Here is a 23225-nt window from a genome sequence, read left to right as displayed (position 1 = left end):
GCCGCCTCAGAGCATGGCGCCGTTGATCGAAATGATCTGGCCCGAAATGTAGGCCGCCTTGTCGGAAGCGAGGAAGGCGACCAGTTCGGCGACCTCATCCGGCCGGCCGGCGCGTTGCATGGGCACCAGCTTGCGCACGGCCTCGGCGTCGAAGGCACCGGCACTCATGTCGGTATCGATGATCCCCGGCGCCACGGCATTGACCGTGATGCCTCGGCTGGCGACTTCAAGCGCCAGCGACTTGGTCGCCGCGTGTAGCGCGCCCTTGGCCGCCGAGTAATTGACCTGGCCGCGATTGCCGGCCAGCCCGGCGACCGAGGTGATGTTGATGATGCGGCCCCAGCGGGTGCGGATCATCGGCAGGCTGAGCGGCTGGGTGACGTTGAAAAAGCCGTTGAGCGAGACGTCGAGCACGCTTTGCCACTGCTCGCCGCTCATCCCGGGAAAGACTGCATCGGCGTGGATGCCGGCGTTGTTGACCAGGATCTGGATGCTGCCGGCTTCGAGCAGGCGCTCAATGGCAGCGGCGCTGGCAGCGCGTTCGCTGACGTCGAAGGCGATCGCTTCGGCGCTGCCGCCAGCAGCGACGATCTCGGCGACCAGGGTTTCGGCGCGGTCGACGTGGCGGTTGGCGTGGACGATGACGTGGTGGCCGTCGGCGGCCAGGCGACGGCAGATGGCGGCGCCGATGCCGCCGCTGCCGCCAGTGACGAGGGCGCGTTTCATGGGGCTGACTCCGTGGCCAGACGGCCGGCGTCGAGGATCACCGCGGCGCGCCCGGCGAGCAGGGCTTGCCCGCGATGGGCGACGGCGAACTGGTAGAGGATGGTGTTGCCGTCGCCGGACAGGCGCTCGGCGTGGATGTCGAGATCGTCCGGCAGGTCGTCGAGCCGGGCGACATGCAGGTGCACGCCGCGCACGCTGGTCAGATAACCCTGGCGCGGCGTGTCGTCGGCGCCAGCCAGCAAGGCGCCATGGACGGCCATCGCCTGGGCGGCGTACTCGATGCCGGCAGCGGAACCGAGCCGCTCATCGGCGCGCAGGGGATTATCGGCGGCACGGTGGCTGCTGGCCCGGCAGCGGATTTCGCCGGGCGACCAGTCGGTCACCGCGTCGAGCAGGCACATGCTGCCCTGATGCGGAATGTGCGCGGCGATCCAGGCGCGGTCTAGCATGGCTGGACTTCGACCGCGAGCTGCATCGGCGCCAGGTAGTCGAGGCAGACGCGGCCGCCTTCGCCGCGCGCCAGCGCCTGCAGCATGGGCAGTGAACGCAGGGCGGGAATGCTGGTGCGCAGGCTTTCCAGCGCAGCGTCGGCGAGGTGTTCGGCGGGTTCGTCGGTCGGGCTGACGGTGATCCTGCTCAGCGAGCGCTCACTCTGCTGTGGGCTGAGCAACAGCGCCACCCCGCCGCAATCCGGCGTGTCGCGCTTGGCGTGCAGCGGTGCCGGGTACTCACTGTCGTAGGCGATCAGCAGCACCGGCTGGCCGTCGACCAGCAACTGGCCGAGGGCGTCGAGCAGGCCGGCGCCGAAACTGGCGTCGTAGGCGCAGATGACCTGGCACGGCGCCATCGCGTGGGTGGCGATGCCCCAGTAGCCGGCGGCGGCGTTGTGCACCGAATTGTGGAACCGGGTCGGCGAGATCTGCCGGTCGTCGGTCGCCAGTTGCTCGCACAGCGCGTGACAGTTGTGGCCGTCGGCGCCGGAGGCGGCAAAGACCGTGGTCAGCGTGGCCACGTCGGCGGCGGCATGGACGGCGGCTTCGAGACCGATGGCCAGGGTCAGCTTGACCACCCGGCTGGCCCGGCGGCGCTCGGCCGGCGGCAGGATGGCCGGTGCCGGCAACAGCGACGGGGCGGCGATCAGCGCCTGTTCGCCACGCAGCACGGCGCTTGCGGTCGGCCAATCGGGCAGGCCGGGGGCGAGGAAGCCGATGCCGTCGATCCAGGCGTTCAGGGTCGGGTTCATGCGGCGGCTCCGAAAATCAGGCTGCAGTTGCTGCCGCCGAAACCGAAGGAATTGGACAGCGCGTGCCGGACCTTGCCCGGGCGGGCCTGCAGCAGGTAGTCGATGGCAATTGCCGGATCGAGGTTTTCCGTTCCCGGACTGCCCGGCAACAGGTTGTCGCCGATGGCCAGCGCGCAGATCACCGATTCGACCGCGCCGGCGGCGCCGAGCGTGTGGCCGGTGGCGCCCTTGGTCGAACTGCCGGGAACGCGCCGGCCGAACAGGGCGGCCACGGCCTTGCCCTCGGCGGCGTCGTTGGCCGGCGTCGCCGTGCCGTGCAGGTTGATGTAGTCGATCTCGTCGCCGCTCAGGCCGGCCGAGCGCAGCGCTGCTTCCATTGCCAGGCGGGCGCCGAGGCCTTCGGGATGTGGCGACGACATGTGGTAGGCATCGCTCGATTCACCGGTGCCGAGCAGCAGGATGTCGCCGCGTTGCGCCTGCTCGGCGCGTTCGAGCAGGGCGAAGGCGGCAGCCTCGCCGATCGAGATGCCGTCGCGGCCGGCATCGTAGGGACGGCAGGCCTGGGTCGAGGTCAGTTGCAAGGAAGCGAAGCCGTACAGGGTGGTAAGGCACAGGCTGTCCACGCCGCCGACGACGGCCGCGTCGATGCTGCCCAGCGCCAGTTGGCGGGCGGCAGCGGCAAAGACCTTGGCGCTCGACGAGCAGGCGGTGGAAATGGCCATCGCCATGCCGCTGAGGCCGAAGTAGTCGCGGGTGAATTCGGCCAGCGAAAACGAGTTGTGCGTGGTCCGGTAGATGAAATCGTCGGGCAGCGCGCCGCTGTCGGGGTCGCGTCGGCGGTAGGCGAGTTCGGTCTGCAGGATGCCGGCGGTGCTGGTGCCCAGGAAAACGCCGACCCGTGCCGGGCCGTAGCGGGCGACGGCGGCACGGACCTGATCGGCGAAGCCATCGGCTTCCAGGCCCATCTGCGTCAGCCGGTTGTTGCGGCAGTCGTAAGCGGCCAGCGCCGGCGGCAGCACCTGGGCGTCGACCCCGGGCACTTCGCCGATCCAGGTCGGCAGGTCCACGCTTTCGAAACGGCAGGGCTGCAGGCCGCTGCTGCCGTTGGCCAGTGCTGCCCGGGTGGCGGCAAGGCCGCAGCCGAGGGCGGTGGTGGCAGTGAAGGAGGAAAGCAGCAGTGGCGTCACGTCAGCATCCGGTACGGGGTGGCGGGAATTCTAGCAGAGCCCTATTCCGCTGCTGCGGATTGCTCCAGTTCGGCGATCACCTGGGCGCCGAGCAGGAGCAGCACGGCGGCCAGTTCCATGAAGAACAGCAGGACCACGGCGGTGGCCAGCGAACCGTAGACGACGCCGATCTTTGAAATGGTCGCGAAATACCAGATCAGGCCGTGGCGCACTACCTCCCATAGCAGGGCGCCGGCCAGCCCGCCGAGCAGGGCGTGGCGCAGACGGGTGCGGCCGACCGGCACGATCAGGTAGATGGCGGCCAGCACCAGGCTGATCAGGGCGACGCCGAGAAAGGGGAAGAGAAAGCCGGCAACACCACTTAGCGACCAGCGCTGACCGAGCAGCACCAGGTTTTCGCCGGCCAGGGTTTGCAGTGCGAGCGTGCCCAGGGTGAGCAGCAGCAAGGCGATACCCAGCACGATGACCAGGCAATAAGGCAGGATCGCCGAAACCAGCGCATGTCGTTCCTGGTCCTTGCCGCGATGGGCGAAGATCACCGCCATCGCTTTTTCCAGCACCGAGAAAGCCAGCGAACTGAAAAACAGCAGCGTGCCGAGCATGACCAGGCTGATCGTTGTCCGCCGGTCGAGAAAGCCGGCGATGTCGGCGACCAGGCCATCGGCGAGACTGGGCAGCAGCCAGTCCAGATAGAGGGCAATGGTGTCGAGCAGGACGCTGCGCTCGACCAGATGCGACAGCCCGACCACTGAAAGGATCAGCAGTGGCAACAGCGACAGCAGCGCGTAATAAGCGATGGCACCGGCCAGCAACAGCCCCTGGTTACGGTGAAAACCGCGCCCGGTACGCAGGGCGAAGGCCAGCAGCGGGAGGGGTGTCAGCCGGCTGTCGATCATTCGGCTTGGCTGGCTGGCGGCACGCGGCAGACCAGCATGACGTTGGCGAAAGGCTTGCCCTCGTTCATTTCCATGGTGCTGACCGAAAAGCCGAGGTTTTCGAGCAGCGCTACCCATTCGCCGAGCGGCCGGCAATACAGCCGTGGCAGGCGGTGTCCGCGGACGAAGGTGACCGCGTGATCCACCCAGTTGCACAGATGGTAAGGCAGACCGGCCGAGGCGTCGCCGATGCGGGTCAGGAACAGACCGCCCGGCGGCAGTGCGGCGCGGATGCGGGTGAGCACGTCCTGCTGACCGGCGTGATCGAAGTAATGCAGGGCGTCGAGGATGGTGACGACGTCGGCGTGGCCGAAATCGACCCGGCACATGTCGCCCTGGCGGATGTCGACCAGCGGATGGTCGCGGCCGAAAGCCAGTGCGGCGCGGTCGACGTCCTTCTGCATCAGTTCGTAGCCGCGCAGGCTGAGCGCCTTCGGTGCCGGCGCCCAGTCGGTCGGCCAGTTGCCCTGTTCGTACAGCTTGCGGGCAGCGAGCAGCCAGCCGAACAGGCTGCCCTGGCCGCAGCCAAGGTCGAGGTAATGGCCTTCGGCCGGGAAAATGTCCTGGCGCAGCAGTTCGCGGAAGATGCAGTCGGACGACAGTTTGCCACGGGCGTAGTGGTAGGCGAATTTGCCGCCGCCGCGAAAGGGCAGCGTGGCTTCGTCGAGCAGGGTGTTGAGGAAGTTTGCGTGGTTCATCGGCAGGCTTCGTCGAGGGTGACGGGGGTGAGTTTCTGTTCGGCAAGCGTGCCCAGCAAGCGCGGCAGCACAGCGAGAATAACTGGCTGGCCAGCGCTCGTGCGGGCGGCGTTGCCGTCGTGCAGCAGCAGGATGTCGCCGGCGGCGAGTTGATGGCTCAGTCGGCGCAGCACGGTGTCCGGGTCGCTGCAGCGGGTGTCGTAGGGGCGCCGGGTCCACGCTGCCAGGTGCAGGTCGAGGCTGGCCAGCACCGGTTCCAGGAAAGGATTGCGCAGGCCGGCGGTGGCGCGGAAGTAGCGCGGGTGCCGGCCGCAGACTTCGCCCAGCGTTGCCTGGGCAGCGGCGATGTCGGCGCGCATGCGGCCTGGGCCAAACGTGGCGAAGGCTTTGGCGTGGGCATCGCCGTGATTCTCGACCTGATGGCCGCGGGCGACGATTTCCCGGCACAGCGCCGGGTTCACACGCACTCGCCAGCCGATACAGAAAAAGGTGGCACGAGCCCCGGCAGTGTCGAGCAGGTCGAGTACCTGCGGCGTCACCTCGGGGTCGGGCCCGTCGTCGATGGTCAGGGCCACTTCCCGGCGGGCGGCGGCCGCAGCTGGTAGCCGGGTCAGATTGGGACCGAGCAGGGTCGAGCGCGGCAACAGGCCGGCGACGGTGAGCACGGCATGGTTGGCGACCAGCAGCGCCAGCGCCCACGGCCAGCTTGTCGGCGCTAAGATGACCGCGAGCAGCGCCCCGGCGTGCAGGACGAAGCTGGCTTTCAGCGCGGGAGACGGCTTCCAGGGACGGGGCATGGTTCAGGCGGGGAAATGGCCGGCGGCCAGGAAATCTTCCCACAGATGCTGCCAGGCCGGCCAGTCGTGGCCGCCTGGGGCGGTATGACGGCAAGCCGGGGGAAAGCGTTCGGCAAGCTGCTGCATGCCGGCGGCGAAACGGTCGTCGCGGCCGTGGCCGATGAAGGCCGGCAGCGATGGCGGTGTCTTCAGCCAGTGCCAGACCCGGAATTCCGGGTCAGTCAGTTGTTCCGGCGTGGCTTGCCAGGCGTCGATGCCGCCGGCTGCCTGAATCGCATTGGTGGTCAGTCGGCTGCCCGGATAGGGCGCGAGCAGGCACAGGCCGTCGATGCTGTCGGGGTGATCGGCAGCCTGGCACAGGGCCAGCAGGCCGCCGAGCGAGATACCGCCGAGCCAGACCCGGCGGTAATCGCGGCGGGCTGGCCTGAGTATCTCCCGGTGCACCGCCGGTAGCGCTTCACCGCCGGAAATGCGTTCCAGGTCGAGGTCGACGGCGCACAGGTCGAGCCCGGGCTGGCGAGTTTCGGCACGGCTGAAGAAGCCGGCGGTGATGAAATCCTCGGGCCGCATGTAGGCACCGGGCAGCAGCACCAGCAGGTCGCTGCCACCCTGTTCGAGTTTCAGGGTACGCAGTGTGTCGGTCATCTGTTCGTTCCACGTGGAACGAACATCGCCGCCAGGAGCAGCGCCAGGATGGCGCCGGGGCCGACGGTCAGGCCGATGGCCTTGAGCACCGGGACGGAGGACAGCGACAGGGTGCCGAAGCCGATGGCGGTGGTCAGGTTGGCGACGCCCATCGAGCTGAGCGTTTCCGGGTCGGGCTTGCCCTGCCTGGCGCTGCGGTCGAAGAACAAGGCGTAATTGGAGCCGACGGCGACGATCAGCAGCAGGCCGACCAGATGCAACAGGTGCAGCCGCTGACCCAGCAGGTGCAGGCCGGCGACGACGAAGACGACGGCGATCAGCAGCGGCAGCAGGACGCCGGTCAGGCGCTGGGGCGAACGCAGGCTGACGGCGAGCAGCAAGATGACCGCACCGACCCCGGCCAGCGACAGGCGGATCGCTTCGCTCAGGTAGTCGCTGTAGAGGGCATCGAATTCGGCCTTCATGTCGATGAACAGGCCGTCGCTGCCGGCCAGTGCGGCACGGACCTGATCGGCCGGAATCGACAGTTCGTCGCCGTCGATGCGGGGATGCAGTGGCAACAGCACGCTCCAGCCGTCGGCGCGTTGCAGCATCAGGCTGTCGACGGCCAGTGCCAGACTGCTGCCGGCCAGATTCTCGCGGCTGAGCGGCGGGGCTTTGCGGGCCGCTTCGACATCGGCGACGAAAGCGTCCAGCCGCTGGGCGGAAAGCGGCAGGTCGGCCAGGGCGACGGTCAGGCGTTGGCGCAGGACGGCGGATTCAGGCAGGGCGGCGCGGCGCTGATCCTGGCTGGCCCGGCTGGGCAGGAAGCGGGCCGGACTGTCGTAGCCGCCGATGACGCCGGCGTCGACCAGGCGGTCGAGATGGCGGCCGGTGCGCTCGGCGGCCTGTAGCGCGGCCTCCTGGTCGGCGCCGTTGACGACGACCAGGTAGCGCGAGTCCGGGGCACCGAGGTCGGCGCGCAACTCGCCGTCGATCTGCGCATCGGCTTCGCTGACCGTACTCAGGGCCGACAGGTCGGGATGCCAGAGCTGGTCGCGCTGGTTGATCAGCCAGCCGGCGGCGACGACGGCCAGCAACAATACCGGCAGGCGCAGCCGGGACAGGCCGTCGAGGCCGCTTTCCATGAATTTCAGCAGCGGCTGCGGGGTGTTCGTGACGGCGACCGGGCCGGCCAGATGGGGCAGGACGAAGCGGGTCACTAGGGCGGCGGTGAGGACGCCGGCCAGCGAATACAGGCCGAGCTGGGCCAGGCCGGGGAAGCCGGAGAACAGCAGGGCGCCGAAACCGCAGAGCGAAGTGGCGACACCGAGGCGGATCGTCGGCCAGAAGCGTTGGCGCCAGCCGTTCAGGCCGAGACGCCCGGATTGCATGAAATAGTAGGTCGAGTAATCGACGGCCTCGCCGATCAAGGCAGCGCCGAAGCCGACCGTGATGCCGAAGACCGTGTCGTAGGTCAGGCTGACGGCGACGATGCCGGCCAGCGCGCCGCTGAGCACCGGCAACATGCCCAGGCCGATCAGTCTCGGCGAGCGGTAGATGAAGAACAGGACGGCGATGATCGCCAGGCTGCTGATCGAAGTCAGCAGCAGGACTTCCTGTTTGATCTGGGCGCGGGCTGCGACGGCGAAATGACCGGGACCGGAGAGTTGCAGGCTCAGCCCGTCGGCGCCCAGCGCTTGCCGGGTTTCGGCGAAAGCGCTGCGGATGCTGCGGATGGCGGCTTCCTGGCCGTCGGTGTCGGCGCCGTGAGCGCGGGTCTGCACCAGCAGCATGGCGCGTTCGCCGTCACGCGATGCCCACACCCCGTCGCGGCTGGCCGGCTGGCTGGCACTGCCGAGTCCGGCCAGCATGGTGGCCAGTTCGCCGGTGGGATCGCGGGTCAGGAAGGGTTTGAACAACATGCCGGCCGGCGAGGCCAGCAGGTCGATGCTGTCGCCGATGGCCGCGTGCAGTCCGGCGACCGTGAAGCGTTCCGGGGTGACCGCCGGGCTGAGCAGGTAGCGATGGGCCAACAATAAATCGCGGTCCTGGTCGAGATGGCTGGTTTCGCCGTTCTGGATCGAGACGAATGCGTCCTGGGTCGCCAGGCGCTGGCGCAGATCGCGCGATGCGGCAGCGCGCTTCTCAGCGTCGCCGCCACCGATGGCCAGCATCAGCAGGCGCGAGACCGCGCCCTCCTTGATCTGTTCGATCAATACCTGCTGCTCGGCGCTGGGCTCGGCCGGCAGGAAGAAACTCATGTCGGCGGAAAAGCGACTGTTCCAGGCAATCAGGCCGCCGACCAGCATGGCCAGCAGCCACAGCAACAGGACGCGCAGCGGGCTGGATTTCATCGTCCGTCAACCGGCTCGATGGTCAGCAGCGAACGGTCGCCGTCGGCCTGCAGGTATTCGATGCTGCGCATCTGGCTGCCACTGCCGCTGACCACGATGCGCAGGACGAAACTGGCCATCTGCTGGTCACGCGGCAGCATGGTGAGTACCCACTTGTCCGGGGTTCCCGCCAGGTGCAGCAGGTAGTTGCGTTCCAGCGCGGCCCGGTTGCCGGCCAGCGTGCCGCGGATGCTGTCCACGAAAGCCAGCGCCTGCGGCTGGCTGGCCAGGTTGATCGACAATTTCTGCTTGTCGCGTTCCAGCGTCAGCAGATCCTTGTCGAGGATCATCAGCTCGGGTTTTGGCGTCAGCGTGCGTTTTTCCAGGCGATCGGGGGCGATGTAGGTCATCTCGCCGGTGGCCTTGAGCGGCTTGTCGAGCACGGCTAGAAAGCGGGTTTCGACGAATTTCGCCTTGCCGCCGGGGTGCCGGGCCAGGTCAGCCATCAGGCTACCGACGTCGAAGGCGGCCCAGGCGCTTTGGCCCAGCAGGGCGAGAAAGAGGCCGGCAGTGAGGAGGTTTTTCATTTTTTCTGCCAGAAATCGAAGAAGTTGAACCAGTTGTAAGGGGTGTTGCGACAGTGGGCTTCCAGCCGTCCGGCGTAGGCGCGGATCGCATCGTCGATGGCCTGGGCGCGATCGGCGCGGGTGACGTGTGAAAAATCAGCCAGCGGTTCGAAGTGTATGCGATAGCGGTTGCCGCCGAGATACAGACCGGCCATGAAGAAGACCGGCCGTTGCAACATCGCTGCCATGCGCCAGGGGCCGAGCGGAAAGGCAGCGGGCTGGCCGAGAAAATCACAGTCCAGGGTCGGATCGTTACCCAGCCCACGGTCGGCCAGCATGCCGACCAGGTAGCCCTGGGCCAGCCGGTCGCGAGCGGCGAGCATCGAGTCGACCCGGCCGAGTGGCAGGATGTCGTCGGCCGCGCGCGGGTTGATCGCCTGCAGGGTGGCGTTGATCTTGCGGGCGTTTTCCTCGTACATCAGCATTGCCACCTGCAGTCCCGCCCTGCCCCGGCCGACCGCCCGCAACACCTCGAAACTGCCGAGGTGGGCGCCGATCAACAGGGCGCCCGGTTGCCGTGCCAGCGCTTCGTTGAGGGCCTCGGCGCCGATCACCTCGATATCGAACAGGTCGAAGCGGTCGTTGAGCAGGTAGATGCGGTCGTGGATGGTGCTGGCAAAGCTGAAAACGTGGCGGTAGCCGTCGGTCCATTGCGCCCAGCGTCCGAGCGCCCGGTGCAGGTAGGCACGGCTGGCGCGCCGTGCACGCGGGGCGAACAACACGTAGTAGGCGGCGATGCCGTAAAGCACCAGCCGGCCGACGGCGCGGCCGAAGGTCAGCGAAATCCAGACCATCAGTTTGAGGATCGCCAGGTTGCTGCGCTCCTGCTGCTGGCGCCAGTCGTTTTCCGGTTTCATGGGCTGGGTGTCAGGTTGCCGCTGGCGACCAGGCGTTCGCCCGCGTGCACGCTGAAGCTGACGCCCGCGCCGGTGGTGCTGCCGAGGGTGAAGACCAGGGTTTCCCCGGGACCGACCGGACTCAGGAACTTGGCGTTGCCGACTTGCCAGCCACCGACACGCCGGCCCAGCCAGGTTTCGGCGCAGGCCATGGCGCGGTCGAGCAGGACGACGCCGGGAACGATCGGCCGGCCGGGAAAATGACCGGCAAAGGCCGGGTGGTCGACGGGCACTTGCCAGGTGAATGCTTGGCGCTCAGTCATGGGGTTTGCGTGCCTCGTGGAGCGCCAGCAGGGCCTGCCGGGGCAGCTTGCCGGTACTGTTGCGCGGCAGCGAGTCGACGAAGCTCAGCGGTCGCGGCAGAAAAACCGGGTCGATGCGCTGGCGCAGGGCCTGCAGCAGTTGCGCGCGGTCCAGTGAAGGCGCGACGACAAAGGCAGTCAGGCGGGTCACGCCATCGATACTGTCGTCGTCGGGCAGGAAAAAGGCGGCATCGACGACGCCGGCGATGCTGGTGATCTGGTGATCGAGCCAAGCCAGCGAGGTGCGTTTGCCGGCGATGTTGATCAGGTCGCTGTGCCGGCCGAGCAAGCTGAAACTGCCGTCGTCGTGGCAGTCGATGCGGTCGCCGAGTGGCACCCTGCCCTCGACATGACCGCCTTCGGCACAGGTCTGGTCGCCGTCGCTGCTCAGCCTGACCCCCGGCAGCAGTTGCCAGCGCGGGCCGGCCAGGGTGCGCCGGCTGGCCAGCTGGCCGCTTTCGGTCGACCCGTAGATTTCCCGGACCGGTGCGCCGCAACGGGCTTCGGCCCGGCCGGCGAGATCGGCCGATAGCGGTGCGGTGGCCGACAGCAGCAGGTCGAGCGGCGGCAGCGGAATGTCGGCAGCGAGCAGCGTGGACAGGTGAAAGGGCGTGGTCACCAGCAGGCGGGGTGGCGGCACCACGGCCAGCGCGGCGGCGATGTCCTGCGGGTAGAAGGGCTTGCCGGCCCAGAAACGGCAGCCGCCATGCAGCGCCAGCAGGAAGGTCGATTCGAAGCCGAAACTGTGCTGTGCCGGCACGGTGCCGACGATGTTCATCGGTGTTTCCACCAAGCCGAGCGCGCGGGCGCCAGCCTCGGCGTTGTCGACCAGCTTGCCCCAGGTCTTGCGGTGCGCCTGCGGCAGGCCGGTGGAGCCGGAGGTGAACAGGATGGCGACGACGCGTTCGGCGGCGATGCCCGGGATCTCGCGGATTTCTTCGGGAGTAACTGCCGACAGGTCGGGGAAATCGACGCAGGGCAGCGTGCCGGCGGCGAACGGGGCATCGCGCAGGCAAACGGTGCCGGGATGCGCGGCTTCGATCTGCGCCAGGGTTTCGGCCGATTGCGAGGCCGGTTGCAGGCTGGTCTTGCCGGCCAGCAGGCCGGCGACGAAGCCGACGGCGAAACGGTAGCGGTCGGTGCAGACATTGAGCAGGCAGTCGCCGGCCGGAAGTTGGCGGGCCAGCGCGCTGGACTCGGCCAGGAAGCGGCGGACGCTGACCGGCCCGTCGGCCCGCCAGGCCAGCGTGTCGTCGAGCCCGTGGCGCGAGATCAGGGGGCGCAGGCTCATGGCGTGCGCTCCGTCGGGCGGGTGCCGGCCCGGTAGGCCTGGATCACCGTGAGAAAGCTCGGGCGCTCCTCCGGCGGCAGGACACGCAGCCGGACCAGGTGTTCGGCCAGGAACATCAGGCCGATCAGCGGGCCGGTCAGCAGATTGGCGTGGATCGACCAGATCTCGGCCGGTGCAAACAGGAACAGCAGGGTCGATACGCCGGCGTTGCCGAAGAAGAAGGCAGTCCAGGCGACGGTCACCTGGCGCGTGTAACGCGCTTTGCGTTGGGAAATGCCGTCCCGGAAAACGGTCCGGGCAATGCGCGTGATCAGGGCTTCGCCGGGACCGAACAGCGTGCGGCCGAACAGGATGCCGAGCGCAATGTGGGTGCCGAGATGCTGCAGGTAGTACAACAGGGCGACGTTCTGCCGCAGTTGCGGCCACAGCCAGGCAAGCAGCAGGACGCCGGCCAACACACCGGCGATACGCAGCCAGAGGGCGCTCTGGCGCCACAGCAGCAAACCGGCGACGAAGACCAGGGGCAGGACGCCGAGCGTGGTATTGATGTCGGGATGGCCGCCGCCGGCGCTGCCGAAGTGGGCGGCCACGGCCCAGGCTGCGAACAGCAGGAGCACGGCCAGGCCGCGCAGCAGCGGGACCGGGCCGGTCGGCATTACTGGCTACGCTGGCTGGCGATATGCGCGGTCAGGGCGCGCAGCGAGGAGAAGATGCGGACGTTGTCCTCGTTGTCCGAACGCAACTGGAAGCCATAGCGCTTGGAGACGACCAGCGAAATTTCCAGGACATCGATCGAATCCAGGCCCAGGCCTTCGCCGAACAGCGGCGCGTCGGCGTCGATTTCGGCCGGCGTCATTTCGAGATTGAGGGCGGAGACGATCAGTTCGGCGATTTCCGGCAGCAGCGCGGCGACGGTTTCCGGGGGGGGCGTGGTGGTCATGAGGTGTTCCTGGCTTCAGGAGGCGACGGCGCGGAACGCGAGCACGGCGTTGCTGCCGCCAAAGGCAAAGGAGTTGGAAAGGGCGGCCCGCAGCGGCTGCTGGCGGGCGACGGTGACATGGTCGACGCCGGCGCAGGCCGGATCAAGCTCGGTCAGGTGGGCGGTCGGCGGCAGGTGCTGTTCGCGCAGGGCGAGGACGGTGGCAATTGCCTCGATTGCGCCGGCGGCGCCGAGCAGGTGACCGTGCATCGACTTGGTGGCGCTGACCGCCAGGCGGCCGGCGGCGTCGCCGAAAACCGTTTTCAGGGCGGCAATTTCGACCGGGTCGCCTTCGGCGGTGGCGGTGCCGTGGGCATTGACGTAATCGATGTCGCTGCTGTCGAGGCCGGCGTCGTCCAGCGTGTCGCGCAGGGCGCGGACCTGTCCGGCGGCGTCCGGCTTGACCAGGTGGCTGTGGTCGCAACTGCTGCCGTAGCCGACGATCTCGCCGTGAATGTGGGCGCCCCGAGCGACGGCGTGGTCCCAGTCCTCAAGGATCAGCGCGGCGCCGCCCTCACCCAGCACCAGGCCGCGGCGGTCGGCTGAAAACGGCCGGCAGGCGCGCGGGGCGCTGTCGGCATCGCCGGGAGCAAGCACGCGCAGGGCTTCCCAGGCACGGGCAACACCGTATGCCTGCGGGACATCGGAGCCGCCGGTGACCATGATCGTCGCCTCGCCCGAACGGACGCGGCGGAAAGCTTCGCCGATGGCGATCGACGACGAGGCACAGGCAACGGTATGGCTCATGCTGACGCCGCCCAGCCCGAGCTGGATGGAAATGTGGGCGTTGGCCGCGTTGTTCATGCCGAGCACCACGGCCAGTGGCGACAGGCGTTCGCGACCCTTCTGCCAGAGTTCACGGTAGCCCTTCTCGTAGGCCAGCGTGCCGCCGAGTGCGGTGCCCCAGGCGCAGCCCCAGCGGTCACGCGTGTTGCCTTCCTCGTGCCGGGCCAGGCCGGCATCGTCCCAGGCGGCAAAGGCTGCGGCCATGCCGAGCTGGGCGAAACGGTCCATCATCGAGGCCAGCGGCTTGCCGAGAGCGGTATCAGGATCAAAGTCGGGGCAACTGACGAAGGGCATCGACAAGGGGCGCGGCGCGTCGTCGGTCAGCAGATGACGAACTGCCGATTCCCCCGCACAGAGCCGCTGGAAGAAATCCGCCGGATCGCCACCGTAGGGACTGACCAGCCCGAGGCCAGTAATTGCCACCCGCCGCCGGTTCATCGCTCAGGACTTCTGTTGGGCGATCAAGCGGTCCATCAGCTCGACCAGCTCGCCAACGGTGCCCGGGGTCTTGAGGTCGGACGCCAGCTTGATGCCGAAGTGATCTTCGAACTCGAACATCAGTTCGAGCATCATCAGCGAATCGACACCGAGGTCGGCCAGCAGGGCACCCGGCACCACTGCCTCCGGGTCAGCGCCCAGGCGGTCCTTGAGAAATTCGCGTATCAGTCCAATGCAATCCATAGGCGCGGATTCTAGCCGAAAGCCCCTGTTTTCCAAAGATTTGTCCCCGGTTTGATGTCATGACGGGCGGCTGTCCGGGATTTGATACCATGTGCCCGCCATTAATTCCTTTTTCCGCATGCGCCTAAACCTTTCCGATTGCTCCTGCAGTTTGCCCTGGCACCGGCAGGTGATCAGTCGCATTGCCTTGCTTTGGCCGCTCAAGGCGGTGGGGACCATGACTTTCATGGCCCTGTTTTTCTGGGGGTATTTCGCCGTCCTGCAGTATCCCCTGCGGCCGGCGGTGACCATGCCCGAGATATTCATTGATCGCTGGATTCCGTTTACCCCGCTGGCCTACCCTTTTTATGTCTCGCTCTGGGTCTATGTGTCGCTAGCGCCGGCACTGCTCGGCAGCCTGCGTTCGTTGCTTGGCTTCGGTGCCTGGATTGCTGCCCTCTGCCTGTTCTGCCTCGGCCTTTTCTGGTTTTGGCCGACTGCCGTTCCGCTGGCCGACATCGACTGGCGGCAGTATCCGCAGATGGCGTTGATCAAGGGTATGGACGCCGGCGGCAATGCCTGTCCCTCATTGCATGTAGGCTCGGCCGTTTTCGCAGCTTGCTGGCTGGCTCGGGTGTTACGGAATATTGCCGCGCCCGCTCTGCTGATCTGGGTCAATTGGGCCTGCTGCCTGCTGATCATCTGGTCTACGGTGGCTACGCGTCAGCATGTCGTACTCGATGTATTGGCCGGGGGCGTGGTCGGTCTGGCATTCGCGCTGATCTCGCTACGCCATGTCGGCCACCGCTGTGGAATATCCCGCTTATGAACGACGGGACTGCTTAGCCAGTCGCTTGTTGCAGGCTGGCCAGGAATTTCTCGGCATTCTGGAAACCGACCACGCGCACGCCCTGGACTTCCTCGCCCTTTGGGGTGAAGAAGATGATGCCGGGTGGGCCGTAGAGACCGAAACGGGCGAGCAAGGCCTTGTCGTCGGCGGTGTTGCCGGTGACGTCGGCCTTGAGCAGGATGAAGCCGGACATTTTGGCGCGCACGGCCGGGTCGGTGAAGGTGAGTTTCTCCATTTCCTTGCACGATACGCACCAGTCGGCGTAGAAGTCGAGCATCACCGGCCGGTCGGCGGCGGCCAGGCGGGCGTCGAGTTCGGCCACCGAGCGTACCGGCTCGAACGGCAACTTCTGTGCTTCGGCGGCAATCGCGCCACCGCGCAGGCCGGCCAGCGGCTGCAGCGGGTCGCGGCTGCCGGCCAGGGCGCCGACCAGCAGCGCGGCGCCGGTCAGCAGCAAGACGATGCCGATGCCCTTCCAGAATTTCTGCCAGTTCTTCGCGTGCGGCGGTAGCGGGTCGAGCGCGTGCAGGTAGATCGCCGGGACGATGAACAGCAGCGCCCAGCCGATCATCTCGACGACTGCCGGAATCACCGGCGACAGCAGCCACAGCGCAGTGGCCAGCAGCAGCACGCCGAAAGTCTTCTTGACGCCTTCCATCCACGGGCCGGTTTTCGGCAGCAGCGAGCCGCCGGCCACGCCGACGGCGATCAGCGGCGCGCCCATACCCAGGGCCATGACGAACAGCGCCGTGCCGCCGAGCAGCGCGTCGCCGGTCTGGCCGATGTAGAGCAGCGCGCCAGCGAGCGGGGCGGCGACGCAGGGGCCGACGATCAGCGCCGACAGCGCGCCCATCAGGAACACCGAAATGCCGCGCCCGCCCTGCAGGTGACCGCTTTCTTCCGACAGCTTGCTCTGCAGCGCGGTCGGCAACTGGAGTTCGTAGAAGCCGAACATCGACAGCGACAGGACGACGAAGACCAGCGCAAAGGCGCCCAGTACCCAGGCGTTCTGCAGCGCCGCCGTGAGCAGCGTGCCGGTCAGGCCGGCGGCGACGCCGACAGCGGCGTAGGTGACGGCCATGCCGAGGACGTAGGCGAGGCTGAGCGCCAGCGCCCTGCCCCGCGTTGCCCGATGCCCCTGACCGGCGATGATGCCGGAGAGGATGGGAATCATCGGGAAAACGCAGGGGGTCAGCGACAGGCCGAGGCCGGCCAGGAAGAAGATGCCGAGGATGGACCAGAAACCGGCGTCCCTCAGCGTCTGGGCAATCAAGCCGCTTTCGTCGCCGGATGATGCGGTGCTGGCCATCGGCGCCGCCCTGGGTGTGCTCGCCGGGTCGGGCAGGACGACGGCAACGCTCTGGGTCTGCGGTGGATAGCAAACGCCGGCGTCGGCACAGCCCTGCGAGATGACGTCCAGACGCAGCGGCAATTCGCCGGAGCTGCTGCGCTCGACCGGCACCCGGAAGACTGCTTCCTTGTAGAAAACCTCGACCAGCCCGAAATTCTCGTCGTTCTTTTCTTTACCCTTGGGCACCTGCAGCGGCCCGAGGACGATGCTGTCGTCGACCGGATGGACGCGGAACTTGTCGCCATAGAGGTAGTAATCCTTGGCGATCTCGTAGCGAATCTCGACCGTTTCCCCGTCAAGTGCCCGGGCACTCGGCTTGAAGGCAACCAGCGGATCGAGGAATTCCTGGGCATGGACCAGCGAGGCCAGGAAGGCGAAGAGGAGGAAGAGCGTGCGCATGATCATTGGCGTGTCTCGGCGGCCAGCCAGTTCAGGTAAGCCGGCAGGCCGTGGGTGATCGGCAGGGCGATGATTTCCGGCACCGCGTAGGGGTGCAGTTCGGCAATCCGCTGTTCCAAGGCCGGATAAGCGGCCGCCGTGGTCTTGATCAGCAGCGGGATTTCCGACGCCGATTCGACCGTGCCCTGCCAGCGATAGACCGACTGCACACGCGGCAGGATATTGACGCAGGCGGCCAGTTTTTCCTCGACGACCGCCAGCGCGATGGCATTGGCGACTTCTTCGTCGGGGCAGTTGGTGAGGACGAGCAGGTTTTCCATTGGTCGATTTTACTTGAGCAGGCGGCGCCGGGTCAGGCGCAAAGCGATGGTGAAGGCGATGGCCGTGGTCGCCAGCAGTACGCCGACGTGCAGCGCGATGTCGGCCGGCACCTCGCCGGCGAGCAGCGGCCGTACCAGCGCAACGCCCTGGGCCAGCGGCAGCCAGGCGCCGATCAGCGCGAGCCAGCCGGGCAACTGGTCGGTCGGGAAGAACACCCCGGAAATCAGCGTCATCGGCGTGATGAACAGCGTGAAGTAGTACATGAAGAAATCGTAGGACGGCGCCAGCGCGTTCCAGATCAGCCCGAGCGCGGCAAAGGCCAGGCCGGTGAGGACGATGGCCGGCAGGATGAACAGCGCCAGCGGCCCGTTGGTCAGGCCCATGGCGGTGACGACGACGAGGATGGCGCAGCCGGAGAAGAAGGACTTGGTCGCCGCCCAGAACAGCTCGCCGGCGACGACATCGGTCAGCCCGAGCGGCGTGTTGAGGATGGCGTCCCAGGTTTTCTGCACGTGCATGCGCGAGAAAGACGAGTACAAGGCCTCGAAGGTCGCCGCGTTCATCGTCGAGGCGCAGATGGTGCCGGCTGCCAGGAAGGCGATGTAGGGCTGGCCGCCGATCTCCGGCAGCATGGCGCCGAGGCCGTAGCCGAGGCCGAGCATGTAGATCAGCGGGTCGGCCAGGTTGCCGAGGATGGACGGCAGCGCAAGTTTCTTCCAGACGAGGAAGTTGCGCTGCCAGACGGGGAAGAAGCCGGGGCGGTTCATCAGTCTCTCAACTCCCGCCCGGTCAGCTTGATGAACACGTCTTCCAGGTTGGAAGCGCGATGCACGTAGCGCAGGCCGTCGGCGCCGGCCAGCGCGGCCAGCAGCGCTTGCGGGTCGCGGCAGTAGAAGAAGGCGGTTTCGCCGCTCTGCTCGACCCGATCGGCCAGTTGGCGATGCGCGTCGACAAAGGCGGGCAGCGTGCCGGCGGCTTCGTCAAAGACTTCGACGACCTGCGGTTCGATGTGCGTGGCGATCAGTTCGCGCGGGCTGCCTTCGGCGATCTTGCGGCCGTGGTCGATGACGATCAGGCGGTCACAGAGGCGCTCGGCCTCGTCCATGAAATGCGTGGTCAGGATCAGGGTCTTGCCGGCCGATTTCAGTTTCTTCAGGCGTTCCCAGATCAGGTGGCGGGCCTGCGGGTCGAGGCCGGTGGTCGGCTCGTCGAGGAAGACGATGTCCGGGTCGGCCACCAGCGCGCGGGCCAGGGTCAGGCGCCGCTTCATGCCGCCCGACAGCGTGGCGATGCGGGCGTCGGCCTTGCTGGTCAGGCTGGCGAATTCCAGCAGCGCGGGGATGCGTTGGCGGACGTCGGCATCCTTGAGCCCGAAATAGCGGCCGAAGACGAGCAAGTTCTCGGCGCAGGTGAAATCCGGGTCGAGATTGTCGAACTGCGGCACGACGCCGACCTTGGCCCGGGCGACTTGCGCGTCGGCCGGGATGGCGCGGCCGGCCAGGGTGATGTCGCCAGCGTCCGGCGCCGTCAGGCCGAGGCACAGGCGCAGCGTCGTCGTCTTGCCGGCACCGTTGGGGCCGAGCAGGCCGAAACAGGTACCGGGTTCGACGGCGAACGACAGCCCGGCGACGACGTCACTGTCGCCGTAGCGCTTCTTCAGGCCGGAAACGTCTAGTGCCGCCATGCGCGGGTGACGATGTCGCGGATCAGGTGCAGGCGGCGGTGGAAGAAGTGATCGGCGCCGGGAACGACGACGACCGGCAGGTCGTTCGGCTGCGCCCAGGCGAGGACGTTGTCCAGCGGCACGGTTTCGTCGCTTGATCCGTGGATGACGATGGTGTCGTGCGGCACCTTCTCGGTGTCGTACTGGCGCGTGCCTTCGACAAAACCGGCGGCGGTGCCGACCAGCACCAGGCGCTGGGCCGGATGCCCGGCTTCTTCCAGGCGTTTGCCGACGCGCGTCTGGCAGTAGGCGCCGAAGGAGAAACCGGCCAGTGCCACCGGGATGTCGCCGCAGCGCAGCTTGGCGTCGTGCAGCACGGCGAGCAGGTCGTCGGTTTCGCCGATGCCTTCATCGTGCACGCCCTCGGTGCCGCCGACGCCGCGGAAATTCGGGCGGAAGGCGGCGTAGCCCAGACTGACGAAGGTCTTGGCCAGCGTGTAGGCAACCTTGTTGGTGTTGGCGCCGCCGCCGATCGGGTGCGGATGGGCGATCAGCGCGATGCCGCGCGGCGCATCCGGGCGCTCCATGATGACGTCGATGTTGCCGACCGGGCCGGCGACAGTGATTTTTTCTTCGAGAACTTTCATAGTTTCAGGCGTTCGACGACGCGACCATTGATCAGGTGTTCCTGGACGATTTCCTCGACATCCTCGTTATCGACGAAGCTGTACCAGGTTTCTTCGGGGTAGACGACCATCACCGGGCCGTTGTCGCAGCGGCCAAGGCAGCCGGCTTTGTTGATGCGCACGGCACCGGCGCCATTGCGCTTGAGGGCGCCGATGCGGTCTTTGGCGTAGGCGAAGGCATCGCTGCCGCCGACGTTGTTGCAGCAGGCTTCACCGCCCTCGCGCTGGTTGGTGCAGATGAATACGTGGTGCTGGAAATAGCTCATTGTTGATCTCCGTTAGAGCCAGCCATTATAGGCGGCGCCGTTTCACGTGGAACGCCAGCGCATGCCCCTGACGGTCAGCCACAGGAAAGGCAGCGCCAGGAAGGGCCAGAGGCTGGCGACCAGCCGGGTTAGACCGTTGAAATTGAGAAAGTGCCCTTGCCGCCAGGCGGCCAGTGCGGCGGCGGAGTACGGATTGGCCGGCGCCAGGTTGACCAGCAGGGTGCCGGCGATCAGCGCCAGGGCGGCCAGCAGCAGGCTGGCGCGGGCCGGTAACCACAGGCTCAACAGCAGTACGGCGGCGGCGGCGAGCAGGCCCTGGCGGGCGCCCGGCGTCAGCCAGGCCATGGCCTCGGCCGGGCTGACCAGGATGGCAGCACCGAGCATGCGTACCGCCAGTCCGCAGAGCAGGAACATCGGCACGATCAGGTAGGCGAAACGCCGCCTGGCCAGCAGCCCGCGCAGGATCAGGCCGACGGCGACGGCATTGCAGGCAGTGATGCCGGCTTCGATCAGCGCATAGCTGTCGGCCGAAAACGGAATCGGCGGCGTGTAGGACAGTAGCTGGCGCAAGTCGCCGGCGCCAAACAGCAGGGTTTCCGGCGACAGCGGCACCATCATCCACAGGCCCAGCAAGGTCAGGCCGAGCTCGCCGTGCGGCAGCGGCGCCAGCAGGCGGTGGGCCGTCGATTCGAGACGGGAAAACACCCGTGGTCCGAGATGCTGCGCCCAGATGGCGCCGATCAGCCCGCCCAGGGTATTGCAGGCCAGGTCGAGGTTCGACGGAATGCGGGTCGGCAGCCAGTTCTGCAGGACTTCCATGCCCAGGCTCAGCCCGCCGGCCAGCAGCGTGGCCAGGCACAAGGCGGTGAAACGCCCGGGCAAGCGGCTCAACGCAAGGACCAGGAAGAAGCCGAGCGGCAGATAGACGGCGACATTGGCGGCCAGGTCGAAGGCGGTCCAGTATTTGGGCCAGCCGGCCTCAAGGAAGGCCAGCAGCGGGACGCCCAGATCCTGCCAGCCGCTGAACGGGTGCAGGCTGCCGTAGACGATCAGCCCGCACCAGGCCAGTGCCAGGTAACGGGCGAGAACGAGGGGGCGCCGACCATGTTGGGACATGGTGGAATTCTAGGCCCTGCGCACGTTCGCGTCAGCTTGCCGTGGCGACGTCGCGGGCTGGGCGCAGGTAGGCGCCGATCAGCATGCCGATGGCGCTGGCGATCAGGCCGTAGAGTTGCGGCTCGATGTCGCCCTCGGGAACGAAGAGTTCGCAGAACAGCCAGGTGCCGATGCCGAAGGTGATCGCCAGCGCGGCGCCGAGGTTGTTGGCGCGGCGCCAGAACAGGCCGGCGACCAGCGGCACGAAGGCGCCGGACAGGGTGATCCGGTAGGCGCTTTCGACCATGTGATGGATGGTGGCATTGGTCGACACCGCGTAGGTGGCGACCAGGCAGGTAAAGACGACGACTGCGCCGCGCGTGGCGAGCAGCAACTGGCGGTCGCTCATGTCGCGGATGTAGCCGCGCAGGATGTTTTCCGAGAAGGTCACCGCCGGCGCCAGCAAGGTACCCGAGGCGGTACTCATGATCACCGACAGCAAGGCGCCGAAGAAAATGATCTGCGCCGCCATCGGCATGTAATTGACGATCAGTTGCGGCAGGATCAGTTGCGAATCCTCGGCCATGAAACGCTCGACCATGGCCGGGTCGATGATTGTTGCCGAATAGGCCAGGAACAGCGGCACGGCGGCGAAGAAGAAGTAGGACAGGCCGCCGATGGTGGTGCCCCAGACGGCAACCCACTCGTTTTTCGAGGCGTTGACGCGCTGGAACACGTCCTGTTGCGGGATCGAGCCCAGCGCCATGGTCAGCAGCGCGGCAATCCACGACAGGATGTCGATCAGGTCGGCGGTCGGCAGGAAGTTGAGTTTGCCCTCGCTGCTGGCCTTGTCGAGCACCACCGTGAAACCGCCGGCCATGTCACCGGCCAGCCAGGTGACGTAGATCAGGCCGAGGACGATGACGATCATCTGGACGAAGGTGGTCATTGCCACCGACCACATGCCGCCGAACAGGGTGTAGACGAGGACGATGCCGGCGCCGATGAGGATGCCGTGGTTGACAGCGATGGCGCCGTCAGAGAGAACGTTGAAGACCAGGCCGAGTGCAGCCATCTGGGCGCCGACCCAACCCAGGTAGGAAATGATGATGGCGGTGGATAGTGCGACTTCGGTGTTGCGGTTGTAGCGGACCCGGAAGAAGTCGCCCAGTGTCAGCAGGTTGAGGCGATACAGCGGGCGGGCGAAGACCAGGCCGAACAGCACCAGGCAGACCGAGGCGCCGAGCGGGTCGGAGATCAGCCCGCGAAAGCCCTCGTCAATGAAGGTGGCGGAAATGCCGAGTACCGTTTCGGCGCCGAACCAGGTGGCGAAAACCATGGCCAGGACGATGGGAAACGGCAGATTGCGGCCGGCGACGATGTAGTCACGGGCGCTATGAACCCGGGTCGCGGCGTACAGGCCGATGCCGATGGAAATGACGAGATAGATGACGACGAACCAGATCAGCATGGCGTGGGGTCGACGATGGCAAGGGGTTGAAAACGCGAGGGATTATAAGGTTATTGCGGCGTCGGCGAAGGGAAAAAACGGTGCCGGACTGACAAATTTCACCGGCTTGCCGCTTTGCGGATGGACGAAGGCAATTTCTGCCGCATGCAACAACAGGCGCGGCGCCCGTTCGGCGGCAGCGCCGGCGTAGAGTTCGTCGCCCAGGATGGGGTGGCCGAGCGCGGCCAGATGGACGCGCAACTGGTGCGAACGGCCGGTCACGGGTTCAAGTTCGACCCGCGTCAGCTGTTCGGCCGGGCAGCGTTCGATGACGCGGAAGCGGGTCAGCGAAGGCTTGCCCAGTTCATGGCTGACCATCTGCCGGGGGCGGTTCGGCCAGTCGCAGATCAGCGGCAGGTCGATCTCGCCGGCGTTCATTTTGACCACGCCAGCGACCGTGGCCAGATAGCGCTTGTCCACGGCACGGTCGCGGAACAGTTTGTACATCGCCTTCTGCATGGCTTCGCCACGCGCCACGACGAGCAGTCCTGAGGTCGACATGTCGAGTCGGTGGGCGATCATCGCTTCCGGGAAATCGCGCTGCAGGCGGCTGATCACGCAATCCTGCTTGTCCTCGCCGCGGCCGGGGACTGAGAGCAGCCCGGACGGCTTGTCCACGACCACCAGCCCGTCATCGACGTGGATGATCGTCAGCGGCTCGGCTGGCGGCAGATAGCGGCTCATTCAGCGACGGGCCGGCAGTGTGCACCGGGCATCGCGGTAAGGGCCGCGACTGTAGGCCCAGCCCTCGCCCGGCGGGGTCTGCATGCAGATGCGCGCACCGTCCGCCTTGCTCACCCACCAGTGCCAGGGCGCGGGTGCGGCCTGGGTCGCGGTGGTCAGCAGCAAGGCGCTGAAGACAAATAAGCGAAGTGATGGTTTTTTCATTGAATACTGTATAGTTGTACAGTGTTTGGTGAACCGGAATTCCGGCGGCTTGCGCAAGGGGCGAAGAATATACCGCGCCTGTCGTCATCTTCCCTAAAATCCGTGATTGC

Annotated in this window: 28 protein-coding genes; 1 reads left to right on the top strand and 27 read right to left on the bottom strand. The window is 66.9% G+C overall.

What is annotated here, in order from left to right; all coding sequences use genetic code 11:
- Positions 1-6 precede the first annotated feature (6 nt).
- From fabG to G471_RS0101995, 17 genes are read right to left on the bottom strand one after another with little or no spacing between them, the layout of a single operon-like run.
- Complete coding sequence (gene fabG / locus G471_RS0102075) at positions 7-726, bottom strand: 3-oxoacyl-ACP reductase FabG (protein WP_028993867.1); 720 nt, start codon at positions 724-726, stop codon at positions 7-9.
- On the bottom strand, positions 723-1175 hold the full coding sequence (locus G471_RS0102070; protein ID WP_028993866.1) for a hotdog family protein: 453 nt from the start codon (positions 1173-1175) through the stop codon (positions 723-725). Before G471_RS0102070 ends, fabG begins: the two co-directional genes overlap by 4 nt.
- Entirely contained in the window at positions 1169-1969 is an 801-nt protein-coding gene (locus G471_RS0102065; protein ID WP_028993865.1) for a beta-ketoacyl synthase chain length factor, read from the bottom strand. Before G471_RS0102065 ends, G471_RS0102070 begins: the two co-directional genes overlap by 7 nt.
- Positions 1966-3156: a beta-ketoacyl-[acyl-carrier-protein] synthase family protein gene (locus G471_RS0102060; protein WP_028993864.1), complete on the bottom strand. Its 1191-nt coding sequence runs from the start codon at positions 3154-3156 to the stop codon at positions 1966-1968. Before G471_RS0102060 ends, G471_RS0102065 begins: the two co-directional genes overlap by 4 nt.
- A gap of 41 nt (positions 3157-3197) precedes the next feature.
- On the bottom strand, positions 3198-4052 hold the full coding sequence (locus G471_RS0102055; RefSeq protein WP_028993863.1) for a YihY/virulence factor BrkB family protein: 855 nt from the start codon (positions 4050-4052) through the stop codon (positions 3198-3200).
- Positions 4049-4789, bottom strand: coding sequence for a class I SAM-dependent methyltransferase (locus G471_RS0102050; protein WP_028993862.1), 741 nt, complete (start codon positions 4787-4789; stop codon positions 4049-4051). Before G471_RS0102050 ends, G471_RS0102055 begins: the two co-directional genes overlap by 4 nt.
- The gene (locus tag G471_RS0102045; RefSeq protein WP_028993861.1) at positions 4786-5586 is read right to left on the bottom strand and encodes a polysaccharide deacetylase family protein; all 801 of its coding nucleotides are present in this window, start codon (positions 5584-5586) and stop codon (positions 4786-4788) included. The genes G471_RS0102050 and G471_RS0102045 overlap by 4 nt, the downstream gene beginning before the upstream one ends.
- Before the next feature lie 3 nt (positions 5587-5589).
- Entirely contained in the window at positions 5590-6231 is a 642-nt protein-coding gene (locus G471_RS0102040) for a hypothetical protein (RefSeq protein WP_028993860.1), read from the bottom strand.
- Positions 6228-8567, bottom strand: a complete 2340-nt coding sequence (locus G471_RS0102035) for an MMPL family transporter (RefSeq protein WP_028993859.1) — start codon at positions 8565-8567, stop codon at positions 6228-6230. The genes G471_RS0102040 and G471_RS0102035 overlap by 4 nt, the downstream gene beginning before the upstream one ends.
- Positions 8564-9133: a LolA-related protein gene (locus G471_RS0102030; RefSeq protein ID WP_028993858.1), complete on the bottom strand. Its 570-nt coding sequence runs from the start codon at positions 9131-9133 to the stop codon at positions 8564-8566. Before G471_RS0102030 ends, G471_RS0102035 begins: the two co-directional genes overlap by 4 nt.
- Complete coding sequence (locus tag G471_RS0102025; RefSeq protein WP_028993857.1) at positions 9130-10029, bottom strand: lysophospholipid acyltransferase family protein; 900 nt, start codon at positions 10027-10029, stop codon at positions 9130-9132. The genes G471_RS0102030 and G471_RS0102025 overlap by 4 nt, the downstream gene beginning before the upstream one ends.
- Positions 10026-10331, bottom strand: coding sequence for a 3-hydroxyacyl-ACP dehydratase FabZ family protein (locus tag G471_RS19355; protein ID WP_043420613.1), 306 nt, complete (start codon positions 10329-10331; stop codon positions 10026-10028). Before G471_RS19355 ends, G471_RS0102025 begins: the two co-directional genes overlap by 4 nt.
- Positions 10324-11661: an AMP-binding protein gene (locus G471_RS0102015; protein WP_028993855.1), complete on the bottom strand. Its 1338-nt coding sequence runs from the start codon at positions 11659-11661 to the stop codon at positions 10324-10326. Before G471_RS0102015 ends, G471_RS19355 begins: the two co-directional genes overlap by 8 nt.
- Complete coding sequence (locus G471_RS0102010; protein WP_028993854.1) at positions 11658-12317, bottom strand: COG4648 family protein; 660 nt, start codon at positions 12315-12317, stop codon at positions 11658-11660. Before G471_RS0102010 ends, G471_RS0102015 begins: the two co-directional genes overlap by 4 nt.
- Positions 12317-12601, bottom strand: a complete 285-nt coding sequence (locus G471_RS0102005; protein ID WP_028993853.1) for a phosphopantetheine-binding protein — start codon at positions 12599-12601, stop codon at positions 12317-12319. Before G471_RS0102005 ends, G471_RS0102010 begins: the two co-directional genes overlap by 1 nt.
- Before the next feature lie 15 nt (positions 12602-12616).
- A complete protein-coding gene (locus G471_RS0102000) occupies positions 12617-13864 on the bottom strand; it encodes a beta-ketoacyl-[acyl-carrier-protein] synthase family protein (RefSeq protein ID WP_028993852.1) in 1248 nt (415 codons plus the stop codon).
- A 3-nt stretch (positions 13865-13867) separates the two neighbouring features.
- Positions 13868-14107, bottom strand: a complete 240-nt coding sequence (locus tag G471_RS0101995) for an acyl carrier protein (RefSeq protein WP_028993851.1) — start codon at positions 14105-14107, stop codon at positions 13868-13870.
- Positions 14108-14324: 217 nt separating this feature from the next.
- Here G471_RS0101995 and G471_RS0101990 point away from each other — a divergent pair, with 217 nt between their 5' ends.
- Positions 14325-14915, top strand: a complete 591-nt coding sequence (locus G471_RS0101990; RefSeq protein ID WP_245580484.1) for a phosphatase PAP2 family protein — start codon at positions 14325-14327, stop codon at positions 14913-14915.
- Positions 14916-14928: 13 nt separating this feature from the next.
- Here the strand turns inward: G471_RS0101990 and dsbD are convergent, their stop codons facing one another.
- From dsbD to G471_RS0101940, 10 genes are read right to left on the bottom strand one after another with little or no spacing between them, the layout of a single operon-like run.
- Positions 14929-16692 (bottom strand): protein-disulfide reductase DsbD, encoded by a 1764-nt coding sequence (dsbD, locus tag G471_RS0101985; RefSeq protein WP_043420609.1) that lies wholly within the window; start codon positions 16690-16692, stop codon positions 14929-14931.
- Positions 16689-17006 (bottom strand): divalent-cation tolerance protein CutA, encoded by a 318-nt coding sequence (cutA, locus tag G471_RS0101980; protein WP_028993848.1) that lies wholly within the window; start codon positions 17004-17006, stop codon positions 16689-16691. Before cutA ends, dsbD begins: the two co-directional genes overlap by 4 nt.
- A gap of 9 nt (positions 17007-17015) precedes the next feature.
- Positions 17016-17774 (bottom strand): ABC transporter permease, encoded by a 759-nt coding sequence (locus tag G471_RS0101975; RefSeq protein ID WP_043420606.1) that lies wholly within the window; start codon positions 17772-17774, stop codon positions 17016-17018.
- Entirely contained in the window at positions 17774-18691 is a 918-nt protein-coding gene (locus G471_RS0101970; RefSeq protein ID WP_028993846.1) for an ATP-binding cassette domain-containing protein, read from the bottom strand. Before G471_RS0101970 ends, G471_RS0101975 begins: the two co-directional genes overlap by 1 nt.
- Positions 18679-19317, bottom strand: a complete 639-nt coding sequence (locus G471_RS0101965) for an alpha/beta hydrolase (RefSeq protein WP_028993845.1) — start codon at positions 19315-19317, stop codon at positions 18679-18681. Before G471_RS0101965 ends, G471_RS0101970 begins: the two co-directional genes overlap by 13 nt.
- Positions 19314-19622: a (2Fe-2S) ferredoxin domain-containing protein gene (locus G471_RS0101960; RefSeq protein ID WP_028993844.1), complete on the bottom strand. Its 309-nt coding sequence runs from the start codon at positions 19620-19622 to the stop codon at positions 19314-19316. Before G471_RS0101960 ends, G471_RS0101965 begins: the two co-directional genes overlap by 4 nt.
- A gap of 42 nt (positions 19623-19664) precedes the next feature.
- Positions 19665-20738 carry a VanZ family protein gene (locus tag G471_RS0101955; RefSeq protein WP_028993843.1) on the bottom strand — a complete coding sequence of 358 codons (1074 nt, stop codon included), beginning with the start codon at positions 20736-20738 and terminating at the stop codon, positions 19665-19667.
- A gap of 31 nt (positions 20739-20769) precedes the next feature.
- The gene (locus G471_RS0101950) at positions 20770-22188 is read right to left on the bottom strand and encodes a high affinity choline transporter 1 (protein ID WP_028993842.1); all 1419 of its coding nucleotides are present in this window, start codon (positions 22186-22188) and stop codon (positions 20770-20772) included.
- A gap of 42 nt (positions 22189-22230) precedes the next feature.
- Positions 22231-22911, bottom strand: coding sequence for a pseudouridine synthase (locus tag G471_RS0101945; RefSeq protein ID WP_028993841.1), 681 nt, complete (start codon positions 22909-22911; stop codon positions 22231-22233).
- Positions 22912-23115, bottom strand: a complete 204-nt coding sequence (locus G471_RS0101940; RefSeq protein WP_028993840.1) for a hypothetical protein — start codon at positions 23113-23115, stop codon at positions 22912-22914.
- Positions 23116-23225: the final 110 nt, after the last annotated feature.

This window comes from Azonexus hydrophilus DSM 23864 (assembly GCF_000429605.1).
In the GTDB taxonomy this organism is placed as follows: domain Bacteria; phylum Pseudomonadota; class Gammaproteobacteria; order Burkholderiales; family Rhodocyclaceae; genus Azonexus; species Azonexus hydrophilus.
The sequence above is the reverse complement of the archived record's forward strand: the minus strand, read 5'-3'. Positions and strand labels throughout refer to the sequence as shown.

Excerpts from the sequence above, each read along its gene's own strand:
- G471_RS0102030 (WP_028993858.1), bottom strand. The coding sequence starts at position 9,133 with ATGAAAAACCTCCTCACTGCCGGCCTCTTTCTCGCCCTGCTGGGCCAA.
- G471_RS0102005 (WP_028993853.1), bottom strand. The coding sequence starts at position 12,601 with ATGACCACCACGCCCCCCCCGGAAACCGTCGCCGCGCTGCTGCCGGAA.
- G471_RS0102040 (WP_028993860.1), bottom strand. The coding sequence starts at position 6,231 with ATGACCGACACACTGCGTACCCTGAAACTCGAACAGGGTGGCAGCGAC.
- G471_RS0101950 (WP_028993842.1), bottom strand. The coding sequence starts at position 22,188 with ATGCTGATCTGGTTCGTCGTCATCTATCTCGTCATTTCCATCGGCATC.
- G471_RS19355 (WP_043420613.1), bottom strand. The coding sequence starts at position 10,331 with ATGACTGAGCGCCAAGCATTCACCTGGCAAGTGCCCGTCGACCACCCG.
- G471_RS0101955 (WP_028993843.1), bottom strand. The coding sequence starts at position 20,738 with ATGTCCCAACATGGTCGGCGCCCCCTCGTTCTCGCCCGTTACCTGGCA.
- G471_RS0101990 (WP_245580484.1), top strand. The coding sequence starts at position 14,325 with ATGACTTTCATGGCCCTGTTTTTCTGGGGGTATTTCGCCGTCCTGCAG.
- G471_RS0102070 (WP_028993866.1), bottom strand. The coding sequence starts at position 1,175 with ATGCTAGACCGCGCCTGGATCGCCGCGCACATTCCGCATCAGGGCAGC.
- G471_RS0102035 (WP_028993859.1), bottom strand. The coding sequence starts at position 8,567 with ATGAAATCCAGCCCGCTGCGCGTCCTGTTGCTGTGGCTGCTGGCCATG.
- cutA (WP_028993848.1), bottom strand. The coding sequence starts at position 17,006 with ATGGAAAACCTGCTCGTCCTCACCAACTGCCCCGACGAAGAAGTCGCC.
- G471_RS0102065 (WP_028993865.1), bottom strand. The coding sequence starts at position 1,969 with ATGAACCCGACCCTGAACGCCTGGATCGACGGCATCGGCTTCCTCGCC.
- G471_RS0101940 (WP_028993840.1), bottom strand. The coding sequence starts at position 23,115 with ATGAAAAAACCATCACTTCGCTTATTTGTCTTCAGCGCCTTGCTGCTG.
- G471_RS0101945 (WP_028993841.1), bottom strand. The coding sequence starts at position 22,911 with ATGAGCCGCTATCTGCCGCCAGCCGAGCCGCTGACGATCATCCACGTC.
- G471_RS0101995 (WP_028993851.1), bottom strand. The coding sequence starts at position 14,107 with ATGGATTGCATTGGACTGATACGCGAATTTCTCAAGGACCGCCTGGGC.
- G471_RS0102015 (WP_028993855.1), bottom strand. The coding sequence starts at position 11,661 with ATGAGCCTGCGCCCCCTGATCTCGCGCCACGGGCTCGACGACACGCTG.
- G471_RS0102000 (WP_028993852.1), bottom strand. The coding sequence starts at position 13,864 with ATGAACCGGCGGCGGGTGGCAATTACTGGCCTCGGGCTGGTCAGTCCC.
- G471_RS0102050 (WP_028993862.1), bottom strand. The coding sequence starts at position 4,789 with ATGAACCACGCAAACTTCCTCAACACCCTGCTCGACGAAGCCACGCTG.
- G471_RS0101965 (WP_028993845.1), bottom strand. The coding sequence starts at position 19,317 with ATGAAAGTTCTCGAAGAAAAAATCACTGTCGCCGGCCCGGTCGGCAAC.
- G471_RS0101960 (WP_028993844.1), bottom strand. The coding sequence starts at position 19,622 with ATGAGCTATTTCCAGCACCACGTATTCATCTGCACCAACCAGCGCGAG.
- dsbD (WP_043420609.1), bottom strand. The coding sequence starts at position 16,692 with ATGATCATGCGCACGCTCTTCCTCCTCTTCGCCTTCCTGGCCTCGCTG.
- G471_RS0101970 (WP_028993846.1), bottom strand. The coding sequence starts at position 18,691 with ATGGCGGCACTAGACGTTTCCGGCCTGAAGAAGCGCTACGGCGACAGT.
- G471_RS0101975 (WP_043420606.1), bottom strand. The coding sequence starts at position 17,774 with ATGAACCGCCCCGGCTTCTTCCCCGTCTGGCAGCGCAACTTCCTCGTC.
- G471_RS0102010 (WP_028993854.1), bottom strand. The coding sequence starts at position 12,317 with ATGCCGACCGGCCCGGTCCCGCTGCTGCGCGGCCTGGCCGTGCTCCTG.
- G471_RS0102045 (WP_028993861.1), bottom strand. The coding sequence starts at position 5,586 with ATGCCCCGTCCCTGGAAGCCGTCTCCCGCGCTGAAAGCCAGCTTCGTC.
- G471_RS0102025 (WP_028993857.1), bottom strand. The coding sequence starts at position 10,029 with ATGAAACCGGAAAACGACTGGCGCCAGCAGCAGGAGCGCAGCAACCTG.
- fabG (WP_028993867.1), bottom strand. The coding sequence starts at position 726 with ATGAAACGCGCCCTCGTCACTGGCGGCAGCGGCGGCATCGGCGCCGCC.
- G471_RS0102055 (WP_028993863.1), bottom strand. The coding sequence starts at position 4,052 with ATGATCGACAGCCGGCTGACACCCCTCCCGCTGCTGGCCTTCGCCCTG.